At 35.6% G+C, this 19,031-nt stretch carries 18 protein-coding genes and 4 tRNA genes; 11 read left to right on the top strand and 11 right to left on the bottom strand.

The window, feature by feature from the left end; translation table 11 throughout:
• Positions 1–80 precede the first annotated feature (80 nt).
• The 11 genes from KJA15_00135 to KJA15_00085 form a co-directional block, all read right to left on the bottom strand.
• Complete coding sequence (locus KJA15_00135; protein MBZ9571739.1) at positions 81–419, bottom strand: hypothetical protein; 339 nt, start codon at positions 417–419, stop codon at positions 81–83.
• Positions 420–468: 49 nt separating this feature from the next.
• On the bottom strand, positions 469–1,260 hold the full coding sequence (locus KJA15_00130) for a YebC/PmpR family DNA-binding transcriptional regulator (GenBank protein ID MBZ9571738.1): 792 nt from the start codon (positions 1,258–1,260) through the stop codon (positions 469–471).
• Between the two features lie 37 nt (positions 1,261–1,297).
• Positions 1,298–1,666, bottom strand: coding sequence for a hypothetical protein (locus KJA15_00125; GenBank protein MBZ9571737.1), 369 nt, complete (start codon positions 1,664–1,666; stop codon positions 1,298–1,300).
• Positions 1,667–1,681: 15 nt separating this feature from the next.
• Positions 1,682–1,900 (bottom strand): hypothetical protein, encoded by a 219-nt coding sequence (locus KJA15_00120; protein ID MBZ9571736.1) that lies wholly within the window; start codon positions 1,898–1,900, stop codon positions 1,682–1,684.
• A gap of 208 nt (positions 1,901–2,108) precedes the next feature.
• Positions 2,109–3,770 carry a hypothetical protein gene (locus tag KJA15_00115; protein MBZ9571735.1) on the bottom strand — a complete coding sequence of 554 codons (1,662 nt, stop codon included), beginning with the start codon at positions 3,768–3,770 and terminating at the stop codon, positions 2,109–2,111.
• 51 nt (positions 3,771–3,821) lie between these two features.
• On the bottom strand, positions 3,822–5,978 hold the full coding sequence (locus KJA15_00110; GenBank protein MBZ9571734.1) for a polyribonucleotide nucleotidyltransferase: 2,157 nt from the start codon (positions 5,976–5,978) through the stop codon (positions 3,822–3,824).
• 4 nt (positions 5,979–5,982) lie between these two features.
• Entirely contained in the window at positions 5,983–6,492 is a 510-nt protein-coding gene (locus KJA15_00105; GenBank protein ID MBZ9571733.1) for an NYN domain-containing protein, read from the bottom strand.
• Complete coding sequence (rpsO, locus tag KJA15_00100; protein MBZ9571732.1) at positions 6,489–6,758, bottom strand: 30S ribosomal protein S15; 270 nt, start codon at positions 6,756–6,758, stop codon at positions 6,489–6,491. Before rpsO ends, KJA15_00105 begins: the two co-directional genes overlap by 4 nt.
• 282 nt (positions 6,759–7,040) lie before the next feature.
• Positions 7,041–7,113 (bottom strand) — tRNA-Lys (locus KJA15_00095).
• Positions 7,114–7,115: 2 nt separating this feature from the next.
• On the bottom strand, positions 7,116–8,111 hold the full coding sequence (locus KJA15_00090) for a TrbC/VirB2 family protein (protein MBZ9571731.1): 996 nt from the start codon (positions 8,109–8,111) through the stop codon (positions 7,116–7,118).
• Positions 8,112–8,181: 70 nt separating this feature from the next.
• Positions 8,182–8,253 (bottom strand) — tRNA-Arg (locus tag KJA15_00085).
• Between the two features lie 96 nt (positions 8,254–8,349).
• Here KJA15_00085 and KJA15_00080 point away from each other — a divergent pair.
• From KJA15_00080 to rny, 11 genes are all read left to right on the top strand, one after another.
• Positions 8,350–9,810, top strand: coding sequence for an HD domain-containing protein (locus tag KJA15_00080; GenBank protein MBZ9571730.1), 1,461 nt, complete (start codon positions 8,350–8,352; stop codon positions 9,808–9,810).
• A gap of 193 nt (positions 9,811–10,003) precedes the next feature.
• Positions 10,004–10,074, top strand: a tRNA-Pro gene (locus tag KJA15_00075).
• Positions 10,075–10,162: 88 nt separating this feature from the next.
• Positions 10,163–10,798: an HAD family hydrolase gene (locus KJA15_00070; GenBank protein ID MBZ9571729.1), complete on the top strand. Its 636-nt coding sequence runs from the start codon at positions 10,163–10,165 to the stop codon at positions 10,796–10,798.
• Positions 10,789–10,862: transfer RNA gene (locus tag KJA15_00065), tRNA-Ala, on the top strand. Before KJA15_00070 ends, KJA15_00065 begins: the two co-directional genes overlap by 10 nt.
• The gene (locus tag KJA15_00060) at positions 10,835–11,269 is read left to right on the top strand and encodes a YraN family protein (GenBank protein MBZ9571728.1); all 435 of its coding nucleotides are present in this window, start codon (positions 10,835–10,837) and stop codon (positions 11,267–11,269) included. Before KJA15_00065 ends, KJA15_00060 begins: the two co-directional genes overlap by 28 nt.
• Before the next feature lie 13 nt (positions 11,270–11,282).
• Entirely contained in the window at positions 11,283–11,987 is a 705-nt protein-coding gene (locus KJA15_00055) for a glycerol-3-phosphate acyltransferase (GenBank protein ID MBZ9571727.1), read from the top strand.
• A 110-nt stretch (positions 11,988–12,097) separates the two neighbouring features.
• Complete coding sequence (gene nusA, locus KJA15_00050; protein MBZ9571726.1) at positions 12,098–13,270, top strand: transcription termination/antitermination protein NusA; 1,173 nt, start codon at positions 12,098–12,100, stop codon at positions 13,268–13,270.
• A gap of 74 nt (positions 13,271–13,344) precedes the next feature.
• A complete protein-coding gene (locus KJA15_00045) occupies positions 13,345–15,327 on the top strand; it encodes a sodium-translocating pyrophosphatase (protein MBZ9571725.1) in 1,983 nt (660 codons plus the stop codon).
• A 15-nt stretch (positions 15,328–15,342) separates the two neighbouring features.
• Positions 15,343–16,608 carry a trigger factor gene (gene tig / locus KJA15_00040; protein ID MBZ9571724.1) on the top strand — a complete coding sequence of 422 codons (1,266 nt, stop codon included), beginning with the start codon at positions 15,343–15,345 and terminating at the stop codon, positions 16,606–16,608.
• 6 nt (positions 16,609–16,614) lie between these two features.
• Entirely contained in the window at positions 16,615–17,202 is a 588-nt protein-coding gene (locus KJA15_00035; protein ID MBZ9571723.1) for an ATP-dependent Clp protease proteolytic subunit, read from the top strand.
• A 268-nt stretch (positions 17,203–17,470) separates the two neighbouring features.
• A complete protein-coding gene (gene rny / locus KJA15_00030) occupies positions 17,471–19,000 on the top strand; it encodes a ribonuclease Y (GenBank protein MBZ9571722.1) in 1,530 nt (509 codons plus the stop codon).
• Positions 19,001–19,031 lie beyond the last annotated feature (31 nt).

Below are 19,031 nucleotides of genomic sequence, written 5' to 3'. Positions count from 1 at the left end.
CCCTTTTAAGTTTTATCCGAGAAATGATAAGTTAGAGCAATTGCTAAAACATTAACAGCGTCAGGTTTTAAAAATTCTAACTATTTTTTCTTTAGTTTTCTCGAAATTTTCTTTTCTATTTTTATATTAATCTTTTCTTTTCTAAATTTTCTTTTCTTTTTATCCCAGGCCCAAATCTCAACAGGGAGTTCTACTTTAAACTTTTTAAGAAAACTTGTTATTTTTTTTCTCTTAGCCGAAACATTTGGAAGAGTGGTTAGTTGAATATTTTTCTTCTCTTTTCCTCTAAGAGCCAACAAATCAATAATTCCGAAGACGTCCGTTTGTTGGTATTTTACTTTAGGAGAAAACCATACAATCCAACCTCCTTCCTCTAATACTCGAATTGCCTTTTTCCTAATTTCAGCTTCTTTTGGCATAGCTTAATTTTATTTAAATAAATTATTTTATCTTCAATATTAAAGATAATCAGATCTTAAGATTTGAATAGATTTCCTGGACTACTTCTGATTCATCTAAGGTTTCAAAAAGTCTTTTAGCCGATTCCCTGTTTTTCTCCTCGACTTGGACAAAATTCTTAGCCACCCAATCTAATGAGCAGGATGTAACTTTAATCTCCTGGGTTTCCAAGTTTTTTTTAACCTTTTCTAAGTCTTCAATTTTTGTATAGACATCCAAGATATCCCGCCCTTGGCGTCGCCCTTGGCGAACCTCGCCTTCGGCGGGAGGCTCGTCCTCGCGGGCGGCATTATGCCAATAAATATCTTCAGCTCCTGCCTCAATTACCTTTAATTCTAAATCTTCTCGGTTAATAACCGAAGGTTGGGACACAGAAATTGTTATCACCCCTTTTCTTTCAAAAAGCCATCTTACTGATCCTGGATCAGCAAGTTTCCCACTATTTTGATTTAGAATTTGCTTAATTTCGGTTAAGGCTCGATTTTTATTATCAGTAATCCCCTCGATAATAATAGCAATTCCTCCTGGGCCATAGGCCTCAAACATTATTTCTTCTAATTTAATTTTTTCTAATTTTCCAGCTCCCTTTTTAATAGCCCTTTCAATATTTTCTTTCGGCAAATTAAAAGAACGAGCCATTTCTATGGCTAATTTTAATTTAGGATTTGTTTCTGGATCGGGGTCTTTCTCTCGAGCTGCAACCGAAATTGCTCGAGAGAGCTTCGAGAAAATCTTACTTTTTTTTACATCAGTGATAGCTTTCCTATATTTCACCTTTTTCCAATGACTGTGCCCGGACATAATTTATTTAAGGGTTATTATGAAACTTTAAAAAATTTTAAATTTTACATTTTAAACAAGTTCTTGCCTCAGGACAAACCTTTAATCTGGCGATATTAATTGGTTTTCTACATTTTTCACAAATTCCATATTCTCCCCTTTTTATTTTTCCCAAAGCTAAATTAATATTTTTGAGTTTAGTTTCAAGAGTATATTCAATTGGGAGCAAGGTTTCGTATTCCTCAACTTCATTAGCAGCTTTTTCCATTTTAGCCCCCCCAGCCTCACCATTAAAATAAGGAAAACGAGTATCCCAATCTCCCTTTAGCCTTACATCTTTTTTAGCAAATTTCTGGAGCTCCCTCTGGATTATTTCTCTCTCTTTTTCTAATTTTTCTTTTAATTTCTTCTGAAATTGTTTTTTCATAGTTTCCCCAACAGTTTATTCAGTTAGTTTATCAATTGTTTTTATTAAATTTTCTCCAGAAGAAGAAAAGACAAAGAAGTCATCGGGTAATAAATAACAAATTCCTAAATCTTCTCGAGTGAAAGCCTGAAGCCTAAAACTTACTCCTTTATAATTTGCATCTTTAAAGAAGGGGACAAGAGCTGGCCCTGTTTTGCCTAGCATGGTAAAGAAATTTTGAAAATCTTCCTCCATTGTTTTTCCCAGGATTTTAATAGTCCAATTAAGCCCTCTTTCTCCTTAACTTTAGCTACAAAACCCAATCTATTTCCTTCCTTCTGGGAATATATAAATAGGGTAAAGTCATTCTCTAATTTTTGGTAAAAATCTTTTGGAGTTTCAGTTCTAAAAACAGCAAAAAATTCTTTTAAACCAAGAACTTTGTTTTCTTTTACATTTTTTATTACGATTCTAGTTTTATTACGATTCTAGTAAACCAACTTTTTTCTAAGTCTCTTTCTAGGATTTGGAAAAGAAGGCCAGGGAGTTCTTCGGGGGCCGAAACTTCCAAAGCCTCTGTTGCCTCAACCGAGATTAAAGAAGGAGGAATGATTATTAGTTCCTCTTCTTCGGTTTGAGGTGAGGGAGATGGTATTTTTTGAGGCCCTTCTTTCCTTAAATACCAATACCAGAAAAAGAAAATAGTCGCTAAAATTACTATTAATAATATTAAAAGGATTAATCTAATAAGGATTTTTTCATATAAAGGCGGTTTTTTTGGAGGAGATGGCAAGGTCACTTCTTTAATTTCTTCTGCTGGTTTTGGTTCTGGGGGGATGATAGGTATCTCTTTCGGCTTTTCCTCAGGTTTTAGTTTTAGTCTTTCTAAGAATTCTTTCCTTTCTTCTTCTTCTTTTTTAAGTCTCGCCATCTTTCTTTGAATTTCCTCAATTCCAGCCTCTTTTAATCTTTCTTCTCCTTTTATTTCTTTTTTAGGAAACTCAACCTGTTTTTCTTTAAGAAAAAGATTAACCTCTTCAATTCTTTTTTTAATTTCCTCCTCTTTTTTTTGCAATGGTTGATATTTTAGATCAGATTCTTTTCCTTGTTCTTTTATTTCCTTTCTTTTAGCCTCTAATCGCCATTTTTTTCCTTCAATTTCCTTTCTTCTTTTCTCTGCTTCCCATCTCTCTTTTTCTATTTCCCTCTTTTCAGCCAAGTCAGTAACTATCCCCTCTTTTTTTTCAAGCTCAATTATTTTTTGTTCGACCTCCCTTTCTTTTATTAAAATTTCGGCTAAAGCTCTTCCTGTCTCAGTCTTTCTTTCTGAAATTTCCTTTAATTTTACTTTCAAGGGCTTTCCCTTTTCTAAAATTACAGATAGTTCTTTCTCTAATCCAGCCCTTTCTTCTTTTAATTCTATTTCCTTTTCTTTTTCTAAAATTTCTTTTGTTCTCTCCTTCAGCTCTTTTTCTAATCTTTTAATCCTCTGATATTCTAAATCATTTTTCTCTAATTTATTTTTTACCTCTTTAATTTTGTCTTCAACTTCCCACCTCTCAGATTCTATTTTTTCTCTTTCCTTTTCAATTTGCCACCTCTCCTCTTCTATCACCATTTTTTCCTCAGGAGAAATAGCTTTTTTTTCTCTTTCCTCAATTTCTTTTTTCTCTTTTTCAATTTCTCTTTCTTTTTCTAAAACTGGCTCTAAAAATTCTTGTAGTTTTTTTATTTCATCTAGGTATTGGGATTTTTTTATTTCCAAAGCCCCTTTTTGTTTAGAAAAATCGCTAATTTTTTCTTCAATCTCAATTTTTGATTCTCGAAGCCTTTCTCCTTCTACTTTCTCTATTTCAATTCTTCTCCTTTTTTTTTCTAACCATCTTTTCTCCATTTCTTCAGCGGTCCTTTTTGTTTCATTTTCCAATTTCCTTCTTTCATCCTCTTTCTCTTTTTTTTCTAGTTCCTTTCTTTTTTTTCTTTCCTCCTCCTCAGTTTTTAATTGAACTATTTTTTCTTTTTCCTCTCTTGCCTCCTTTTCTTTTAATCTTTTAATGTCTTTTTCCATTGTCCTAATCTCCTCCCTTTTTAAAAATTCTTTTTTTTCTCTAATTTTTTCTGGCATATTTTTAAAAAATTTTGATACTTAAAACTTTTTTCCAAAGAGACTTAAGCGCTAGTATCTTTTTTTAGGTCGAACCTTAACTTCCTTCAGGGCTTTCAATGATAAATTTATTCTTCCTTGTTGATCAATAGAAATAACCTTTACTGGCACAATGTCTCCAATTTTAACAACATCTTCAACTTTCTCTACTCTTCGGGGAGATAGTTGGGAAATGTGAACTAGGCCTTCTTGGCCAGGTAGGATTTCAATAAATGCGCCAAAATCTAAAATCCTTTTTACTTTCCCCTGAAAAACTTCTCCAATCTTAATTTCTCGAGTAATATTTTTTATCCAAGAAATCGCTTTTTTTACTGCCTCCTCTTTTTCTGAAGTAATGTAAATTAGGCCGGTTGGCTGAATATCTATATCTACCCCAGTTTCTTCAATAATTTCATTAATTACCCTTCCCCTTGGGCCTATTACTTCTCTAATTTTCTCTGGATTAATTTGTAAAGTGGAGATTCTTGGGGCGAAAGGGGAGAGTTGGCTCCGAGGCTTTGCTAAAATCTTTTCCATCTTGTCTAAAATTTGAAATCTTGATTTTTTCCCTTGCCCTAAAGCCTCTTTTAAAATTTCTTTAGTAATTCCTTCAATTTTTACATCCATTTGAATAGCAGTTATTCCTTTTCTGGTACCAGCAACCTTGAAATCCATATCGCCGTGATGGTCCTCTGGACCCTGAATATCAGTTAAAATTTTATAATTCTTGTTTTCCAGAGCTTTAGTGGCGGAGAGTCCTCTTTTTATCATTAGTCCAATAGCGATTCCAGCAGCCGGGGCTTTTATTGGCACCCCAGCGTCCATTAGGGCCAGAGAAGAACTAGAAACTGAGGCCATAGAGGTTGAGCCATTGGAGGAAAGAATTTCTGATACCACTCTCATTGTATAAGGAAATTGATCAAAACTGGGAATTAAAGGCAAAAGAGCCTTCTCCACTAACATGCCATGACCAATATCCCTTCTGGCCGGTCCTCTTATTGGTTTAATTTCTCCAACTGAGTAAGGGGGGAAATTATAATGGTGCATAAATCTTTTTTTGCCAACAATTTCCATTCCTTCTAATAATTGCTGATCTCCTGGCGTCCCCAAAGTTAAAATAGATAAAGCTTTAGTTTGACCTCGAGAGAAAAGACCGGAGCCGTGAGTTCTAGGTAGGAGCCCTACTTCACAATGAATTTCTCGTATCTCATCAAGCCTCCGACCGTCTGACCTTTTCTCAGAAGAAATTATGTTTTCATGGATTATTTTTTCAATTTCCTTTTCAAAAAAATCTTGAGTGTATTTTACCTTTCCCATTCTAGGATATTTTCCCTCGATAAAGTAAACAAGATCTTCCTTTAACTTATTTGCTTCTTCCATCCGATTCTGTTTTACTTTTTGATAAAGAGCTTTTTTTAAATTTTCTCCTAAAAACTCTTTAATTTCTCTCTCTAGTTCTAAATCTTTTGGAGGGGCTTCAACGAGAATTTTTTCTTTGCCAATTTCCTTTATAATCTCTTTTTGAAAATCACAAATTCTTTTTAGATCCTTTTTAGAAAATTCTAAAGCTTCCAAAATTAAATTTTCTTCTATCTCATCAAAACTCCCCTCAAGCATATTAATTGAAAACTTTTCTTTATCTTCTCCGCCAGCCAGGACAAAATCCATCTTACTTTTTTCTCTCTCCTCATAGATTGGATTCAAGACAAATTTACCATTTACCCTACCAATCCTGACTGTTGCCAGGGGGCCCGACCAAGGAATATCAGAAATTGAAAGAGCTAAGGAAGTAGCCAAAAGCCCCAAAGTATCAGGGTCGTTTTGGCCATCCCAAGAAAGAACAGTGATAATTACCTGAACCGCCCGTCTTAAATCTTTGGGAAATCTTGGCCTAATCGCTCGGTCAATTAATCTTGAATTGCAAATTGCCTCATCTGAAGGTCTGGTTTCTCTTTTTATATAACGAGGTCCTCGAATCTTTCCGGCCGCATAATATTTCTCTTCATAATCCACGGTTAAAGGAAAAAAGCTAATTTCCTCTCTTTCGTATTTTGACATCACGCAGGTAGCTAAAACTAAGGTATCTCCGTAGCGGACTAAAACATTGCCATTGGCTTGTTCAGCTAGGTTTTTAATCTCTACCTTGAAGGGTCGGCCGGCAATTTCTATTTGGAATTTTTGTTCTTTCATTGACTCATTTTTTAATTAGATATTTTTGAGGAGCTTTTTCTAAATCAATAAAATCATCCGCGACTTCTTTTAATTTTCCTGAGGCTGATCTTTCAAAGGCCACAATTTCCACCCGGGCTGCTTTGGCATTTTTAATATATTCTACCAGGGGGACAAAGTCACCATCCCCGGTTACTAAAATAACGGTGTCTAAAAAATTACTAAACTTTATGGCATCAACAGTTATTCCCACATCCCAGTCGCCCTTTTTAAGGCCACCGGGAAAAATTTGGAGGTTTTTCATTTTTACCTCAATCCCAATCCGGCTTAGAGCTTTAAAAAATGCTTCCTCTTCCTCGCTTTCAGTGCGGATAACATAGGCAACTGCTCTAATTAACTTTCTTCCGGCAACAGCTTCCTTTAAAACTTCTGAGAAATCAACTCTTGCTCCATAAAGATTTTTGGCCGAATGATACATGTTTTGAACATCAATCAGGACTGCCACTCTTTGTTCTTTTGATTTAATTTTCATCATTTTTTTAATCCTATTTTTTTAATCAAAGTATTATATCTTTTCTCGTTTTCCTCTTTTAAATACTTTAACAATTTTCTTCTCTTGGCCACCATTTTTAATAATCCTCTCTTTGAATGAAAATCTTTGGAATGTTTTTTTAGATGTAGTAAAAGTCTTTTAATTTCTTCAGTAAGTAAAATAACCTGGATCTCTGGAGAGCCAGTGTCAGTTTCGTGAAGTTTATATTTTTTGATTAATTTTGTTTTTTCTTCAGGGGTTAGCATAATTTTATTGAATGAAAAATAATCAAAAAAGTAGAAAGGGGTCGGGAAAACTGGGTGTTTTCCCGTAGTGGAAAAACAGCGAGCCGAAGGCGAGCGTCAGAAACCGAAGGTTTTGAGGAGCGGTGTTAGCGGAGCGCCCGCTTCGCCTCGGCGAAGACGAGGCGAGAAGCGACGCGTGCCGCGACTTTTTGATTAATTTTGTTTTTTCTTCAGGGGTTAGCATAATCTGGTTTAATTTTATCACAGAAAATAAAAAACAAAAAGCCAGAATCAGGCTTTTTAAAGTGCCCCGTGAGGGACTCGGACCCCCAACCTTGAAGTTAAGAGCTTCCTGCTCTTCCAATTGAGCTAACGGGGCAATTATGTCACCGGGCAGATAATGGTATGCCAGGCTCGGAAGAAAAAATAAGGGTTAAGAGGGTCGTCTGTGAACAGGAGGAGAATTATTGTATTAACTATCAACCAGGCAGCCAAGATAATAACAAGGCCAATTACAGTTGCTTTTAAAATCTTTCTTCCCAGACCAATCTTTCCTGGATCTCCGCCAGCAATCAAAAGCATTGCTCCTCCAATTACAAACATTAAAACTGCTAAAGGAAAGATTATATTGACAGTAACAAAATCAACAACTCTTTTGAATAAAACAAAAAGGTGGCAGAGAGTACAGGGAGCAGATTCATCAATGGCTGTGCCTGGATCATTTGTATATCTTCCACAGGGGACCAGTCCCCCTATTAGTCCTGAAGGGACATGAGATTCTTCAGGCGCACCAGCGGTAAAAACACAATAATCACAATGTCCACCGGCAACTATAATCCCCTCATCATATTTTGCTTCATCACATTGTGAATCAGCGCCACAGAGTTCTTCACACTCACCGTCTCCGGGATTTGTTGAGCCATAAGTTCCACTTGTGTCTGCCATTTTGAAATTTTCTGTTACTCCGCCATTACATCTGATACAAGCTTCTTCATCATTGACATCTTCCCCATCCCAAATACCGTCTACTGTCCTACACTTACAACCTAATGGTCCTCCTATAAAAGACCAATAAGAATGATTAGTACGACACGGGTCATCATTTGAGCCATCAGGACACCCGCCGGTACTACAGATGCTATCGCCATGTGAACAATCAGTTCCTGTTGACATTCCAATTCCAGGCTCTGCCGGGTTTATTGTACAGCTACCCCAGTCAGACCCTGATGGTTGAGCAAAATGTCCGTCGCAACCTATCACATTACCCTCAAAATCTTTTATTTCTCCACAATTACATCCACAAGCCCCCATTACTTTAGCTAAAGGAAAAAATAGACCAATAACTACAATTAATCCTAAAACAAATTTTTTATTCATAAATTTTTTATTAGAATCTCTTTTAATTTTTATCTTTTTAAATTATACTCAATTTTTAGTTTCCCTACTATGCCCCTGGAAGGACTCGAACCCTCAACTCGAGTTCCGAAGACTCGCACGTTATCCATTACGCTACAGGGGCAAGCTAATCTAATTATGCCTCTAGGGATAATTCTCGCTTTGCTCTAATTATAAACAAAATCTGGAAAAAAGCAATAAATTATGATAAAAATAAGATATGAGTATACCTAAGGAAGTAAAATTTATCATTGATGAATTAAAAAAGGCAGGTTTTGAGGCTTATATTGTTGGTGGTTGTGTTAGAGATTATTTACGAGAAAGAGAACCCGAAGATTGGGACGTGGCAACCAATGCTAAGCCTAAAAATATTGGCAAGATTTTTTTGAAAAGCTTCATTGATAACAAATTTGGGACAGTAACAGTTTTAACCGGAAGCGATAATCCAAAATTAAAAGAAATTGAGATTACTCCCTATCGAATTGATGAGAAATATACAGATAAAAGACATCCTGATAAAATTTCCTGGGCAAAAACAATTGAAGAGGATTTGGCCAGAAGGGATTTTACAATAAATGCAATGGCCATGGACGCCACCCACCCACCACCCTATAAAGTTATTGACCCATTTTTAGGACAAAAAGATTTAGAGAAAAAAATCATCCGGGCAGTTGGCAATCCTGAAGATAGGTTTTCAGAAGATGCCCTGCGTATGATGAGGGCAGTAAGATTTGCTACTTCTTTAGATTTTAAAATTGAAGAAAAAACTGCTAAGGCAATTAAAAAAAATTCTCCCTGGCTTCAGGCAATTCCCAGAGAGAGAATAAGGGACGAGTTTTTGAAAATTATTATGGCAGATAGGGCAGCCGAGGGGATAGAACTTTTAAGAAAACTTAATCTTTTAAAATATATTGTTCCGGAATTGGAAGAAGGATATGGTGTTGCCCAAAATAAACACCATATTTACGAATGCTATGAGCATGCCATTTTATCTTTAAAGTATGCTGCCAAAAGAAATTTTAATAAATACGTTAGGTTGGCTGGTCTTTTTCATGATATTGCCAAACCACGGGTAAAAGAAGGAGAAGGGCCTGACGCCACTTTTTATGGTCATGAAATCTTGGGAGCAAAAATGACTGTTCAGATTCTCAACCGGTTAAAATTTCCCAAAAAAGAAATTGAGAAAGTTGCTAAACTGGTTAGATATCACCTTTTTTATTATCATCCCGATGAAGTTGGAGAGAGTTCAGTTAGAAGATTAGTTCGTCAGGTTGGGCCAGAGAATATGGAAGAATTACTCCAGGTTAGGATGGCAGATAGAATTGGTTCAGGTTGCCCCAAGGCTGAACCTTATAAATTAAGACATTTAAAATATGTTATTGAAAAAGTTTCTCAAGATCCAATTTCGGTTAAAATGCTTAAGGTTTCAGGAGAAGATGTAATAAGGATTTTAAATATTTCACCAGGGCCTAAGGTGGGACAAACCTTAGATATTTTGTTAGGTTTTGTCCTGGAAGAACCTAAGAAAAATAAAAAAGAATTTTTGGAGAAAGAAATTAGAAATTTAGCTAAATTATCTGAAGGAAGATTAAAAGAGTTATCCCAAAAAGCCAAAAGAGAACGAGAAAAAATCGAAATGAAAAAAGATAAGATGACAAAAAGAAAATATTGGGTGGTTTAGCTCGGCTATCAATTTTTAGAGCGCGTTAATTTTTCCCACCGAGAAAAATTGACTCGTATTACGCCGCCTCGCTCTTCGCTTTGCGAAACCGTGGCCGCGAGGCGGCTAAACGTCTCTAAAAATTATAGCCTTGTTTAGGAAGCTTAAATATGCGGGGTATGGTGTAATGGTAAACTCGTCCCCCACCAATTTTCGGAGAGTGGTGTAATGGTAGCACGAGTCCTTCGGGAGGATTTAGTTCGGGTTCGAATCCCGGCTCTCCGATTGAATTTAGTGGGGGAAGATTCCCGGTTCAGGCCCGGATGCCCCGAATACTACTCCAAATCGCATTCGCGATTTGGAGACCACAACTATGTCAATAAAATTAATTTTATTTGATTTTTTTGGGACTTTAGCTTTTTTTTCAAAAAAACCAGATTCCTTAACTTTTTTAAAACTTTTAGAAAAATTTGATATTGATTTCAACAACTTTAATAAGTGGTCAAAATTTGTTCCTTTTTATAATTATTCTTTTAGTAGAGCAAAAAACTGGAAAGATGGCCTTTCTTTAATTTTCAGAAAATTTAAAAAAAGACCTAAAAAAGAAGCGATTAGAAAAGTTAGTCAGTTCTTGGATAAAAATTTAGTTTTTAAATTTTATGATGATGTAAAAATAATTGAGAAGATTCCCTTTAGAAAGTCAATTTTGACTACAGCTCCAAGATTTATGCTTGAGAAATTGTCACTTGATGGATTTGAAAAAATTTTAACTCCAAGAGAAGTCAGGGCCTTAAAGCCAGATAAAAAAGCCTTTTTGAACGCCTTAAAAATCTTAAAAGTTTTACCAAATCAAGCCTTAATGATTGGCGATGATTTGGAAAGAGACATAATTCCGGCTAAAAAATTAGGAATGGAGGCAATATTGATTGATAGGGACGATTTGATTAAAAATCGTTCTATTAGAAAAATCAAATCCCTAAAAGAATTGAAGAAAATATTGGGCCCGTAGCTCAATGGTAGAGCACTGCATTCGCATTGCAGAGATATGGGTTCGATTCCCATTGGGTCCACCATGGATTCCAAAAAACTTGGTGTTTTAGGTGAAAAAATCGCTAGAGATTATTTAAAAAAGAAGGGCTATAAAATTTTGGATAAAAATTACTTTCCAAAATTCATTTCTGGCCCCAAAAGAGGAGAAATTGATATTATAGCCAAAAGAGGCGATATCATTATTTTTACTGAAGTAAAAACTTTAGCCGGAAATAGTCAAATTATTTCACCGGAAGAGAAAGTTGATTTTTTTAAAAAAAGAAAATTGATAAAAACAGCCCAAAGTTGGCTAATGGAAAAAAACTTTTTGGATAAAAAATGGCAGATTGATATTATTTCAATAAAAATAGACTACAACTCATCTCCCACCCAGCAAGGAAAAGCTAAAATTCGAGCTAAAATCAGGCATTTTCAAAACGCCATTTTTTAGTTAATATAAAATAATGTTTTTAAGTGAATTTTTTTGGCCAATTTTAAGTTATTTATTAGGCTCTATCCCCTTTGGTTTTTTAATTACTCGTTGGTCAGTTAGCAGAGATATTTTAAAAATTGGCTGGAGAAAAACCTCGGGTTCCAATGTCTTTAAATATGTTGGGAAATGGCAAGGAGCCTTAACTGGAATTTTAGATCTCGCAAAGGGATTTTTAGCCGTTTTTTTAGCTCAGAAATTAGGATTCTCTTTGCAAACTCAGGTTTTTTCTGGAGTAGCAGCAGTTACTGGCCATAATTGGTCTTGTTTTTTGAAATTTGCCGGGGGAAGAGGGATTGGAACTTTTGTTGGGGCTGCCTTAGCCCTTTCTCCAAGGATTTTAGGTTTTTCTCTAATTCCCTTTGTGCTTTTGGGTTTGATTTGGAATCTTTCAATTGGAACCCTTGTTTTTTTAATTACAGCTATATCTCTTTCAGTTTATTTTAATCAATCTGAAATAATCGGACTTTTCACTATTTTATCTCTAGGACCAATTTTAATTAAAAGATTAAGTCCAATTACCGACCTTGTCGAGTCTCGCCCTAAAGGACAGGGAGAAATTTTTAAATCAGAGAAAAAGGCGGCCCTAATTAGAAATCGCCTGCTTTTTGACAATGACCAATTCTTGTCTGATTTAAGAATAAAAAGGATTTTTAGAAAAATAAAAAAACCTGAATAGGGTTGACAACTAATTTTACTTTGCTAAACTTAATTAATTGAAAGATAATATCAGGTCATGTCCGTTTGAAAACGGACAATTTTATTAAAACTTAAATTAGAGGAGCACCAATGGATATTAAATCTTTTACATCAGCCATTGCCCAGATTGCTGAAGAAAAAGGAATCTCGGTAGAAAAGGTTATTGAAAGTATTGAACAGGCCTTAGCCGCTGCCTATAAAAAAGATTACGGAGGGAAAGGCCAGGTAATAAGGGCTAAACTTGATCCAAAATCAGGTGGGGTTAAATTTTGGCAGGTAAAATTGGTATTAGATAAATCAATGATTCTTTCTGAAAAAGAACTCGAAGAAATTAAAAAGAAAAAACCCCCAGAAAAGAAAGTTGAAAAGAAAGTCAGTTTTAATCTAGAAAAACATATTATGGTTAAGGAGGCTAAGAAAATAAAATCAAAGATAAAACCGGGGGAGGAATTAGAGATACCGCTTCGGACTCAAAGAGACTATGGTCGAATCGCTGCCCAAACAGCAAAACAGGTGATAACCCAAAGAATTAGAGAGGCAGAAAAGGAGGCAATTTTTTCTGAATACAAGTCAAAGGAGGGAGAAATAATTTCGGCAATTGTCCAGAGAATCGAGGGTAAAAATATTATTTTCGACACCGGTAAAACTCTCGGGATTTTAAAAAGAGAAGAACAAGTTCCCGGAGAATTTTATCGACCCGGTCAAAGGTTAAAAGTTTATATCTTAAAAGTTGAAGAAACACCAAAAGGACCGGCAGTTCTTTTATCCCGGGCTTATCCAAAATTAATCTCTAAACTCTTTGAATTAGAAGTTCCCGAAGTTTCTTCGGGAACAGTAATTATTAAATCAATCGCCAGAGAGCCAGGATCGAGGTCAAAAATTGCCGTCACTTCTCAGACAGAGGGGGTTGATCCTATTGGTTCAATGGTTGGTCAAAGGGGGACAAGGGTGATGGCCGTGATTTCCGAATTAGGAGGAGAGAAAATTGATATTATTGAGTACTCTGATGACCCGGAAAAATATGTTTCCAATGCGATGTCACCAGCCAAGGTTTTAGAAGTAAAAATTCTGCCAAAAAACAAGGCCCAAGTTTTAGTTCCTGAAGACCAGCTATCTCTGGCAATTGGAAAAGATGGCCAGAATGTTAGATTGGCAGCAAGATTAACTGGCTGGAAAATTGATGTTAGAAGCTTAGAAGCCAAGGAAGAAGAAAAAGAGAAGGAAGTTAAGAAAAAAACTAAATCAGTAAAAAAATCCAAATGACAAAACCCAAATGTTCAATTAATCTCAAATAACTAAAAAATTTGATATTTGAGTTTTAGCATTTGATATCTATTATGTTATTTTTTCCTATCATTGTTTCTATTTTTACTTTATTTTTTGCCCTCTTTTTAATCCGGAAAATTAAAGAAGCTCCTTCGGGTTCTGGCAAAATGATTGAGATATCCCGACTCATCCAGGAGGCGGCCAAGGCTTTTTTAAAAAGAGAATTTAAGATAATGGCTATAATTTTTGTTTTGATTAGTCTGGCCTTAGGATTAATGACTAATAATTTTTTAGAAGCCTTGACTTTTTTGATTGGAGCCGGAGTTTCCAGTCTAGCAGGTTATATTGGGATGATGGTTTCCACTCAGGCTAATGTTAGAACAACCGAGGCAGCTAAGATTAGTTTTCCCAAAAGCTTCAAGATTGCTTTTTCGGCAGGGGCGGTGATGGGATTTTTAGTAGTTGGTCTTGGGTTATTGGGCATCAGCCTAGTTTGGTTTTTCTTTAAAGACCTCTCTCTTTTAATTAGTTATGCCTTTGGTTCTTCCCTGACCGCCCTTTTCTTAAGAGTGGGTGGGGGAATTTATACAAAAAGTGCTGATATGGGAGCTGATTTAGTTGGTAAAATTGAAAAAGGTATTCCTGAGGATGATCCAAGAAACCCGGCCGTTATTGCTGATCAGGTTGGTGATAATGTTGGTGATATCGCCGGCATGGGCTCTGATCTTTTTGAATCCTATATCTCAGCTATTATAGCTGCCATGATCATTGGTTGGACCACTTTCGAATCTAAAGGTCTTTTTTTACCGATAACTTTAGCCTCAGTTGGAATTTTAAGTTCAATTATCGGTAGTTTTTTTGTTAGAATTTCAAAAAAAATAGAAGAAGCTGAATTTACTGAACAGACCCAAGAGATCCAGAAAGCTATGGGAAAAGGAATTTTTGTAGCTAATATTTTAATGGTTATTGGTGCCTATTTAATAATTTCTAAATTTTTTGGAAAACTTAATCTTTTTTATGCTTTTTTAGCGGGTCTAGGGGTTGGTTTTTTGATTGGTAAGGTTTGTGAATACTATACTTCTGAAAAGAAACAGCCAGTTCTAAATATTGCCAAGACTTCTCAGGTGGGAGCTTCGACAGTAATTATTGAAGGTTTAGTTGTTGGTATCCAAAGCTCGGTCCTGCCAGTAATTGCCGTAGCCATTGGGACAATCTTAGCCTATTATTTTGGAGGACTTTATGGAATTGCCATTGCTTCAGTTGGGATTTTAGGAGTTTTAGGGATTAATCTTTCTGCTGATTGTTATGGTCCAATTGCTGATAATGCGGCTGGTATCTCGGAGATGGCGGGCTTGGAACAAAAAGTTCGTCAGAGAGCCGAGGCCTTAGATGCAGTTGGAAATACTACTGCTGCTATTGGAAAAGGATTTGCTATTGGGTCTGCTGGTTTAGCTGCCCTGGCTTGGCTGGCTGCCTATTTTCAGGCTACTCATCTTGAAATAATTAACCTTTCAGACCCTAAAGTAATTGCCGGTCTTTTTATTGGGGCTATGCTTTCTTTCTTGTTTAGTTCTTTGTTGATAAGGGGGGTAAGCAGAGGGGCCTTGGAGACGGTCAAAGAAGTAAGGAGACAGTTTAAGGAAATTCCTGGCCTGATGGAAGGAAAAACAAAACCTGAATATAGAAAATGTGTTGATCTAATTACAAAAAGGGCCTTAAAGGAAATGATTATTCCTGGAATTTTGATTATTTTTGTCCCTATTTTGGTTGGATTCGCCTTAGGACCAGCATCTCTGGCCGGAATTTTAGCTGGAAGCTTAATTACTGGATTTCCAATTGCTCTAACTCTGGCCAATGCCGGCGGAGCCTGGGATAATGCCAAAAAATATATTGAGGCTGGAAATTTAGGAGGAAAGGGATCTGAAGCTCATAAAGTAGCAGTAATCGGTGATTTAGTTGGTGATCCCTTTAAAGACACAGCCGGTCCTTCTTTGGATATCTTAATAAAACTAGTTGGCAAAATTGCTTTGATTTTCCTCCCCCTCTTTTTGTAAGGAAAAAATTTAGCTATGAAAGCATCGATTAAAAAATTGCCAAAATCACAGGTTGAAATTAAAATTTCAATTTCAACTGAAGAATTTAAAAATTTTACTGAAAAAGCTACCTTAAACCTGGGCAAAGAGCTCGAGATAGAGGGATTCCGCAAAGGGAAGGCGCCAAAAGAAGTTATTGTTAAGAAAATTGGCCAGGAAAAGATTTTAAAAGAAACAATAGATTTGGCGATTAAAGAAAATTATTTAAAAGTAATTCTGGAAAACAAAATTGAGGTTCTTGGAAAACCAGAAATCAAGATTTTAAAATTTTCTGAAAATTCTTTAGAATTTAAGGCAAAAGCTCCGGTCATGCCAGAGGTTAAATTGCCTGATTACAAAAAAATTGCCCCTCAGGTTAAAAGAAAAAAAATTTCAATTTCAGAAAAAGAAGTTGAGGACGCAATATCATGGCTCCAAAAATCTCGGGCAAAATTTACTTTTAAAAATCAACCTGCCCAAAAAGGAGACTTTTTAGAAATTGATTTTCAATCTCCCCAGATTGAAGCTGGGGCAAGAAAGAAAGATGGATTTATTTTAGGTCAAGGCCACTTTGTTTCTGGATTTGAAGAAAATTTAGAAGGAATGGTTTCGGGACAGGAAAAAGAATTTTCTTTGGAATTTCCCAAAAACTATTTTAGAAAAGATTTAGCTGGGCGAACCGTTGATTTTAAAGTAAAAGTAAATTCGGTCCAGAAAATTGAACTTCCAGAAATAAACGATCAATGGGCTTGTAATTTGGGTAATTTTGAAAATCTAGCCTCTCTAAAAAAAAGCATAAGAGAAGGTTTAAATTTGGAAAAAGAAAAAGAAGAAAGACTAAGAGTGCGTCAGGAAATTATGGCAAAAACAATTAAAGAATCTGAATCTGAAATTCCCGAGACCCTGATTGAATCAGAAAAAAATCAAATGCTAGAAGAATTGAAAACGAGGGTGTCCCAGATTCTTAAAATCTCTCTCAAAGAATATTTAGATAAAATTAAAAAAACCGAAAAAGAATTAAAAGAATCCTTTTTTCCCGAAGCCCAAAAAAGAATTAAATATTCTTTGGTTTTAAGAGAAATTTCAAAAAGGGAAAAAATTGAGGTTTCCGAAGAGGAAATAAAAACCGAAACAAATAAAGTTTTGAAAAATTATCCCATTGAAAAAGTAAAAAAGCTTGACCTTAAAAAATTAAAATTATATATTGAAGATACAATAAGAAATGAAAAAACCTTCCAATTTTTAGAAAGTCTAACAAAGTAAAGATTTATGGCTCTTGTACCAACAGTTATCGAGAAAACTAAATATGGAGAAAGGGCTTATGATATTTATTCCCGGCTTTTAAAAGAAAGAATCATTTTTTTAGCTGGTCCTATTATCGATCCTGTGGCTAATTCAGTCATTGCCCAACTTCTCTTTTTGGCAAGTAAAGACCCAAAAAGAGATATTCAGATTTACATCAATAGCCCAGGAGGAATACTAACTTCCGCCTTAGCTATTTACGATACCATCCAATATGTTAAATGTCCGGTTTCCACAGTCTGTGTAGGGGCGGCTGCTTCAGGAGCAGCAGTTTTGTTGGCTGCCGGCACCAAAGGAAAAAGATTTGCCCTACCAAATGCTGAAATTTTGCTCCATCAGGTAGCAGTGAGTGGTTTGGGTGGACAGGCAGTGGAAGTGGAAATTGCCGCTAAACAAATTGTAAAATTAAAAGATAAAATAAACAAAATTTTAGTCAAGCACACCGGTCAACCCTTAGAAAAACTTGAAAAAGATACTGACCGTGACTTTTATCTTTCGGCTCATGAGGCTAAGGAATATGGAATCGTTGATGAAGTAATAAAGACAAAGGAATAAACTTTGAATAAAAATTTTGAGGGGCGGCCCAAAGGCCGCCCCTTTTTGTTTTTATTAATCTTCCTAAATGGAGAGAAATTCCACCTTACTAATTATAGAAGTTAATTGAGGTTAAAAAATAAAGCCCCCTGTCTGACAGGGGGCTTTTGACATTTTTTAAAATATTTACTATGATTATTATAGATAGTAAAAATAATCTTGGATTTTTGATATTTTTAGCATCAAATTCTTAATCAAATGTTAAAAATCAAATTGCCAATCTTAGAATATGAATCAATTAATTCCACTTTTAGTGGGTATAGTTTCCTTAGGAATTGGAGCAATTTTGGGATATTTCGCTCGCCAATCAATTGCCAAAAGAGATTATGCAAATATTGAAGCTAAAATCCAAAAAAGAATTTCTCAGGCTAAACAAGACTCTGAAGCCCTAATATTCAAAGCCAAAGAAAAGGCTAGAAAAATAATTGAATCAACTAGAAAAGAAATAGATACCAGGCGCCAGGAACTTTTTAAAACCGAGAGACTGCTATTGAGAAGGGAAAATATTTTAGATGAGAAAATTTCAAATTTCGAAGGAAAAAAAACTGAATTCCGCCAGAAAGTAGAAAAACTAAGAGGAATAAAGGAAAACTTAGAAAATCTAAAAAAAGAGAGTGAGGAAAATTTGGAAAGAATTTCTGGGCTTTCCAAAGAAGAGGCAAAGGGAGAATTACTTCAAAACTTAGAAAGAGAATATCAAAAGGAAATTTTAGAGAAAATGAGAAAATTGGAGCTAGAAGGTATGGAGAGATTTGAAAGAAAAGCAAAAGAATTCTTAGCCTTTGCTATCCAGAAATATGCAGTCTCTCAGGCACAGGAAATTACCACTACCACTGTTCCCTTGCCTTCAGACGAAATTAAAGGAAGAATTATTGGAAAAGAAGGAAGAAACATCAAAACCTTGGAAAAATTAACTGGAGTGGAAATAATAGTTGATGATACCCCCGAGACAGTAGTTATTTCTGCTTTCGATCCAATTAGAAGACAAATTGCCAAAACCGCTTTAGAAAAACTAATTCAGGATGGAAGAATTCAGCCAGCCAGAATTGAAGAGATGGTTTCTAGGGCGGAATCTGAAATTAACTCTCAGATAAAAAAAGCTGGGGAAGCAGCCATTTACGATACCGGCATTTTGGGTCTTAATCCGAAATTGGTTCAATTGTTAGGAAGATTGAATTTTCGGACAAGTTTTGGTCAAAATGTTTTACTCCACTCAATTGAGGTTGCCCATTTAGCTTCAGCCTTGGCTTCAGAATTGAAAGCTGATTCTAAAATCGCTCTAAAGGCCGGACTCTTGCATGATATTGGCAAGGCAGTTGATCATCAGGTTCAGGGTTCCCATACTGAAATTGGTATTAAAATTCTGGAGAAATTTGGAGTAGAAAAGGAAGTAATTGATGCCATGAAATCTCATCATGAAGAACATCCCTATGAAAGCCTGGAGGCAGTTTTAGTTCAGACAGCTGATGCTATCTCTGGAGCAAGGCCAGGAGCAAGAAAAGATACTTTAGAGAATTATTTAAAAAGATTGGGGGAATTAGAAAATATTGCCCTATCTTTCTTAGGAGTCAAAAAAGCTTGGGCCTTGCAGGCGGGAAGAGAAATTAGAGTTTTTGTTAAACCAGAAGAAATTAATGATTTACAGGCAGGAAAATTAGCCAGAGAAATTGCCGGTAAAATTCAGGAAGAACTAAATTATCCAGGAGAAATTAAGGTCACAGTTATTAGGGAGAGGAGAGTAGTAGAATATGCGAAATAGGATTTAGGAAAAGCGGCCGCGTTAACGCGGC

The sequence above is a fragment of the Patescibacteria group bacterium genome (assembly GCA_020148145.1).
Classification (GTDB): Bacteria; Patescibacteriota; Minisyncoccia; order Minisyncoccales; family JAHCRE01; genus JAHCRE01.
This window is presented reverse-complemented; position numbering and strand designations above follow the sequence as displayed.

Bases quoted from the DNA above. Each gene is read 5' to 3' on its own strand.
- KJA15_00070 (MBZ9571729.1), top strand. From the start codon at position 10,163: ATGTCAATAAAATTAATTTTATTTGATTTTTTTGGGACTTTAGCTTTT.
- KJA15_00105 (MBZ9571733.1), bottom strand. From the start codon at position 6,492: ATGATGAAAATTAAATCAAAAGAACAAAGAGTGGCAGTCCTGATTGAT.
- KJA15_00055 (MBZ9571727.1), top strand. From the start codon at position 11,283: ATGTTTTTAAGTGAATTTTTTTGGCCAATTTTAAGTTATTTATTAGGC.
- KJA15_00130 (MBZ9571738.1), bottom strand. From the start codon at position 1,260: ATGTCCGGGCACAGTCATTGGAAAAAGGTGAAATATAGGAAAGCTATC.
- tig (MBZ9571724.1), top strand. From the start codon at position 15,343: ATGAAAGCATCGATTAAAAAATTGCCAAAATCACAGGTTGAAATTAAA.
- KJA15_00125 (MBZ9571737.1), bottom strand. From the start codon at position 1,666: ATGAAAAAACAATTTCAGAAGAAATTAAAAGAAAAATTAGAAAAAGAG.
- KJA15_00035 (MBZ9571723.1), top strand. From the start codon at position 16,615: ATGGCTCTTGTACCAACAGTTATCGAGAAAACTAAATATGGAGAAAGG.
- KJA15_00110 (MBZ9571734.1), bottom strand. From the start codon at position 5,978: ATGAAAGAACAAAAATTCCAAATAGAAATTGCCGGCCGACCCTTCAAG.
- KJA15_00115 (MBZ9571735.1), bottom strand. From the start codon at position 3,770: ATGCCAGAAAAAATTAGAGAAAAAAAAGAATTTTTAAAAAGGGAGGAG.
- KJA15_00135 (MBZ9571739.1), bottom strand. From the start codon at position 419: ATGCCAAAAGAAGCTGAAATTAGGAAAAAGGCAATTCGAGTATTAGAG.
- rny (MBZ9571722.1), top strand. From the start codon at position 17,471: ATGAATCAATTAATTCCACTTTTAGTGGGTATAGTTTCCTTAGGAATT.
- KJA15_00120 (MBZ9571736.1), bottom strand. From the start codon at position 1,900: ATGGAGGAAGATTTTCAAAATTTCTTTACCATGCTAGGCAAAACAGGG.
- KJA15_00060 (MBZ9571728.1), top strand. From the start codon at position 10,835: ATGGGTTCGATTCCCATTGGGTCCACCATGGATTCCAAAAAACTTGGT.
- KJA15_00090 (MBZ9571731.1), bottom strand. From the start codon at position 8,111: ATGAATAAAAAATTTGTTTTAGGATTAATTGTAGTTATTGGTCTATTT.
- KJA15_00080 (MBZ9571730.1), top strand. From the start codon at position 8,350: ATGAGTATACCTAAGGAAGTAAAATTTATCATTGATGAATTAAAAAAG.
- KJA15_00045 (MBZ9571725.1), top strand. From the start codon at position 13,345: ATGTTATTTTTTCCTATCATTGTTTCTATTTTTACTTTATTTTTTGCC.
- nusA (MBZ9571726.1), top strand. From the start codon at position 12,098: ATGGATATTAAATCTTTTACATCAGCCATTGCCCAGATTGCTGAAGAA.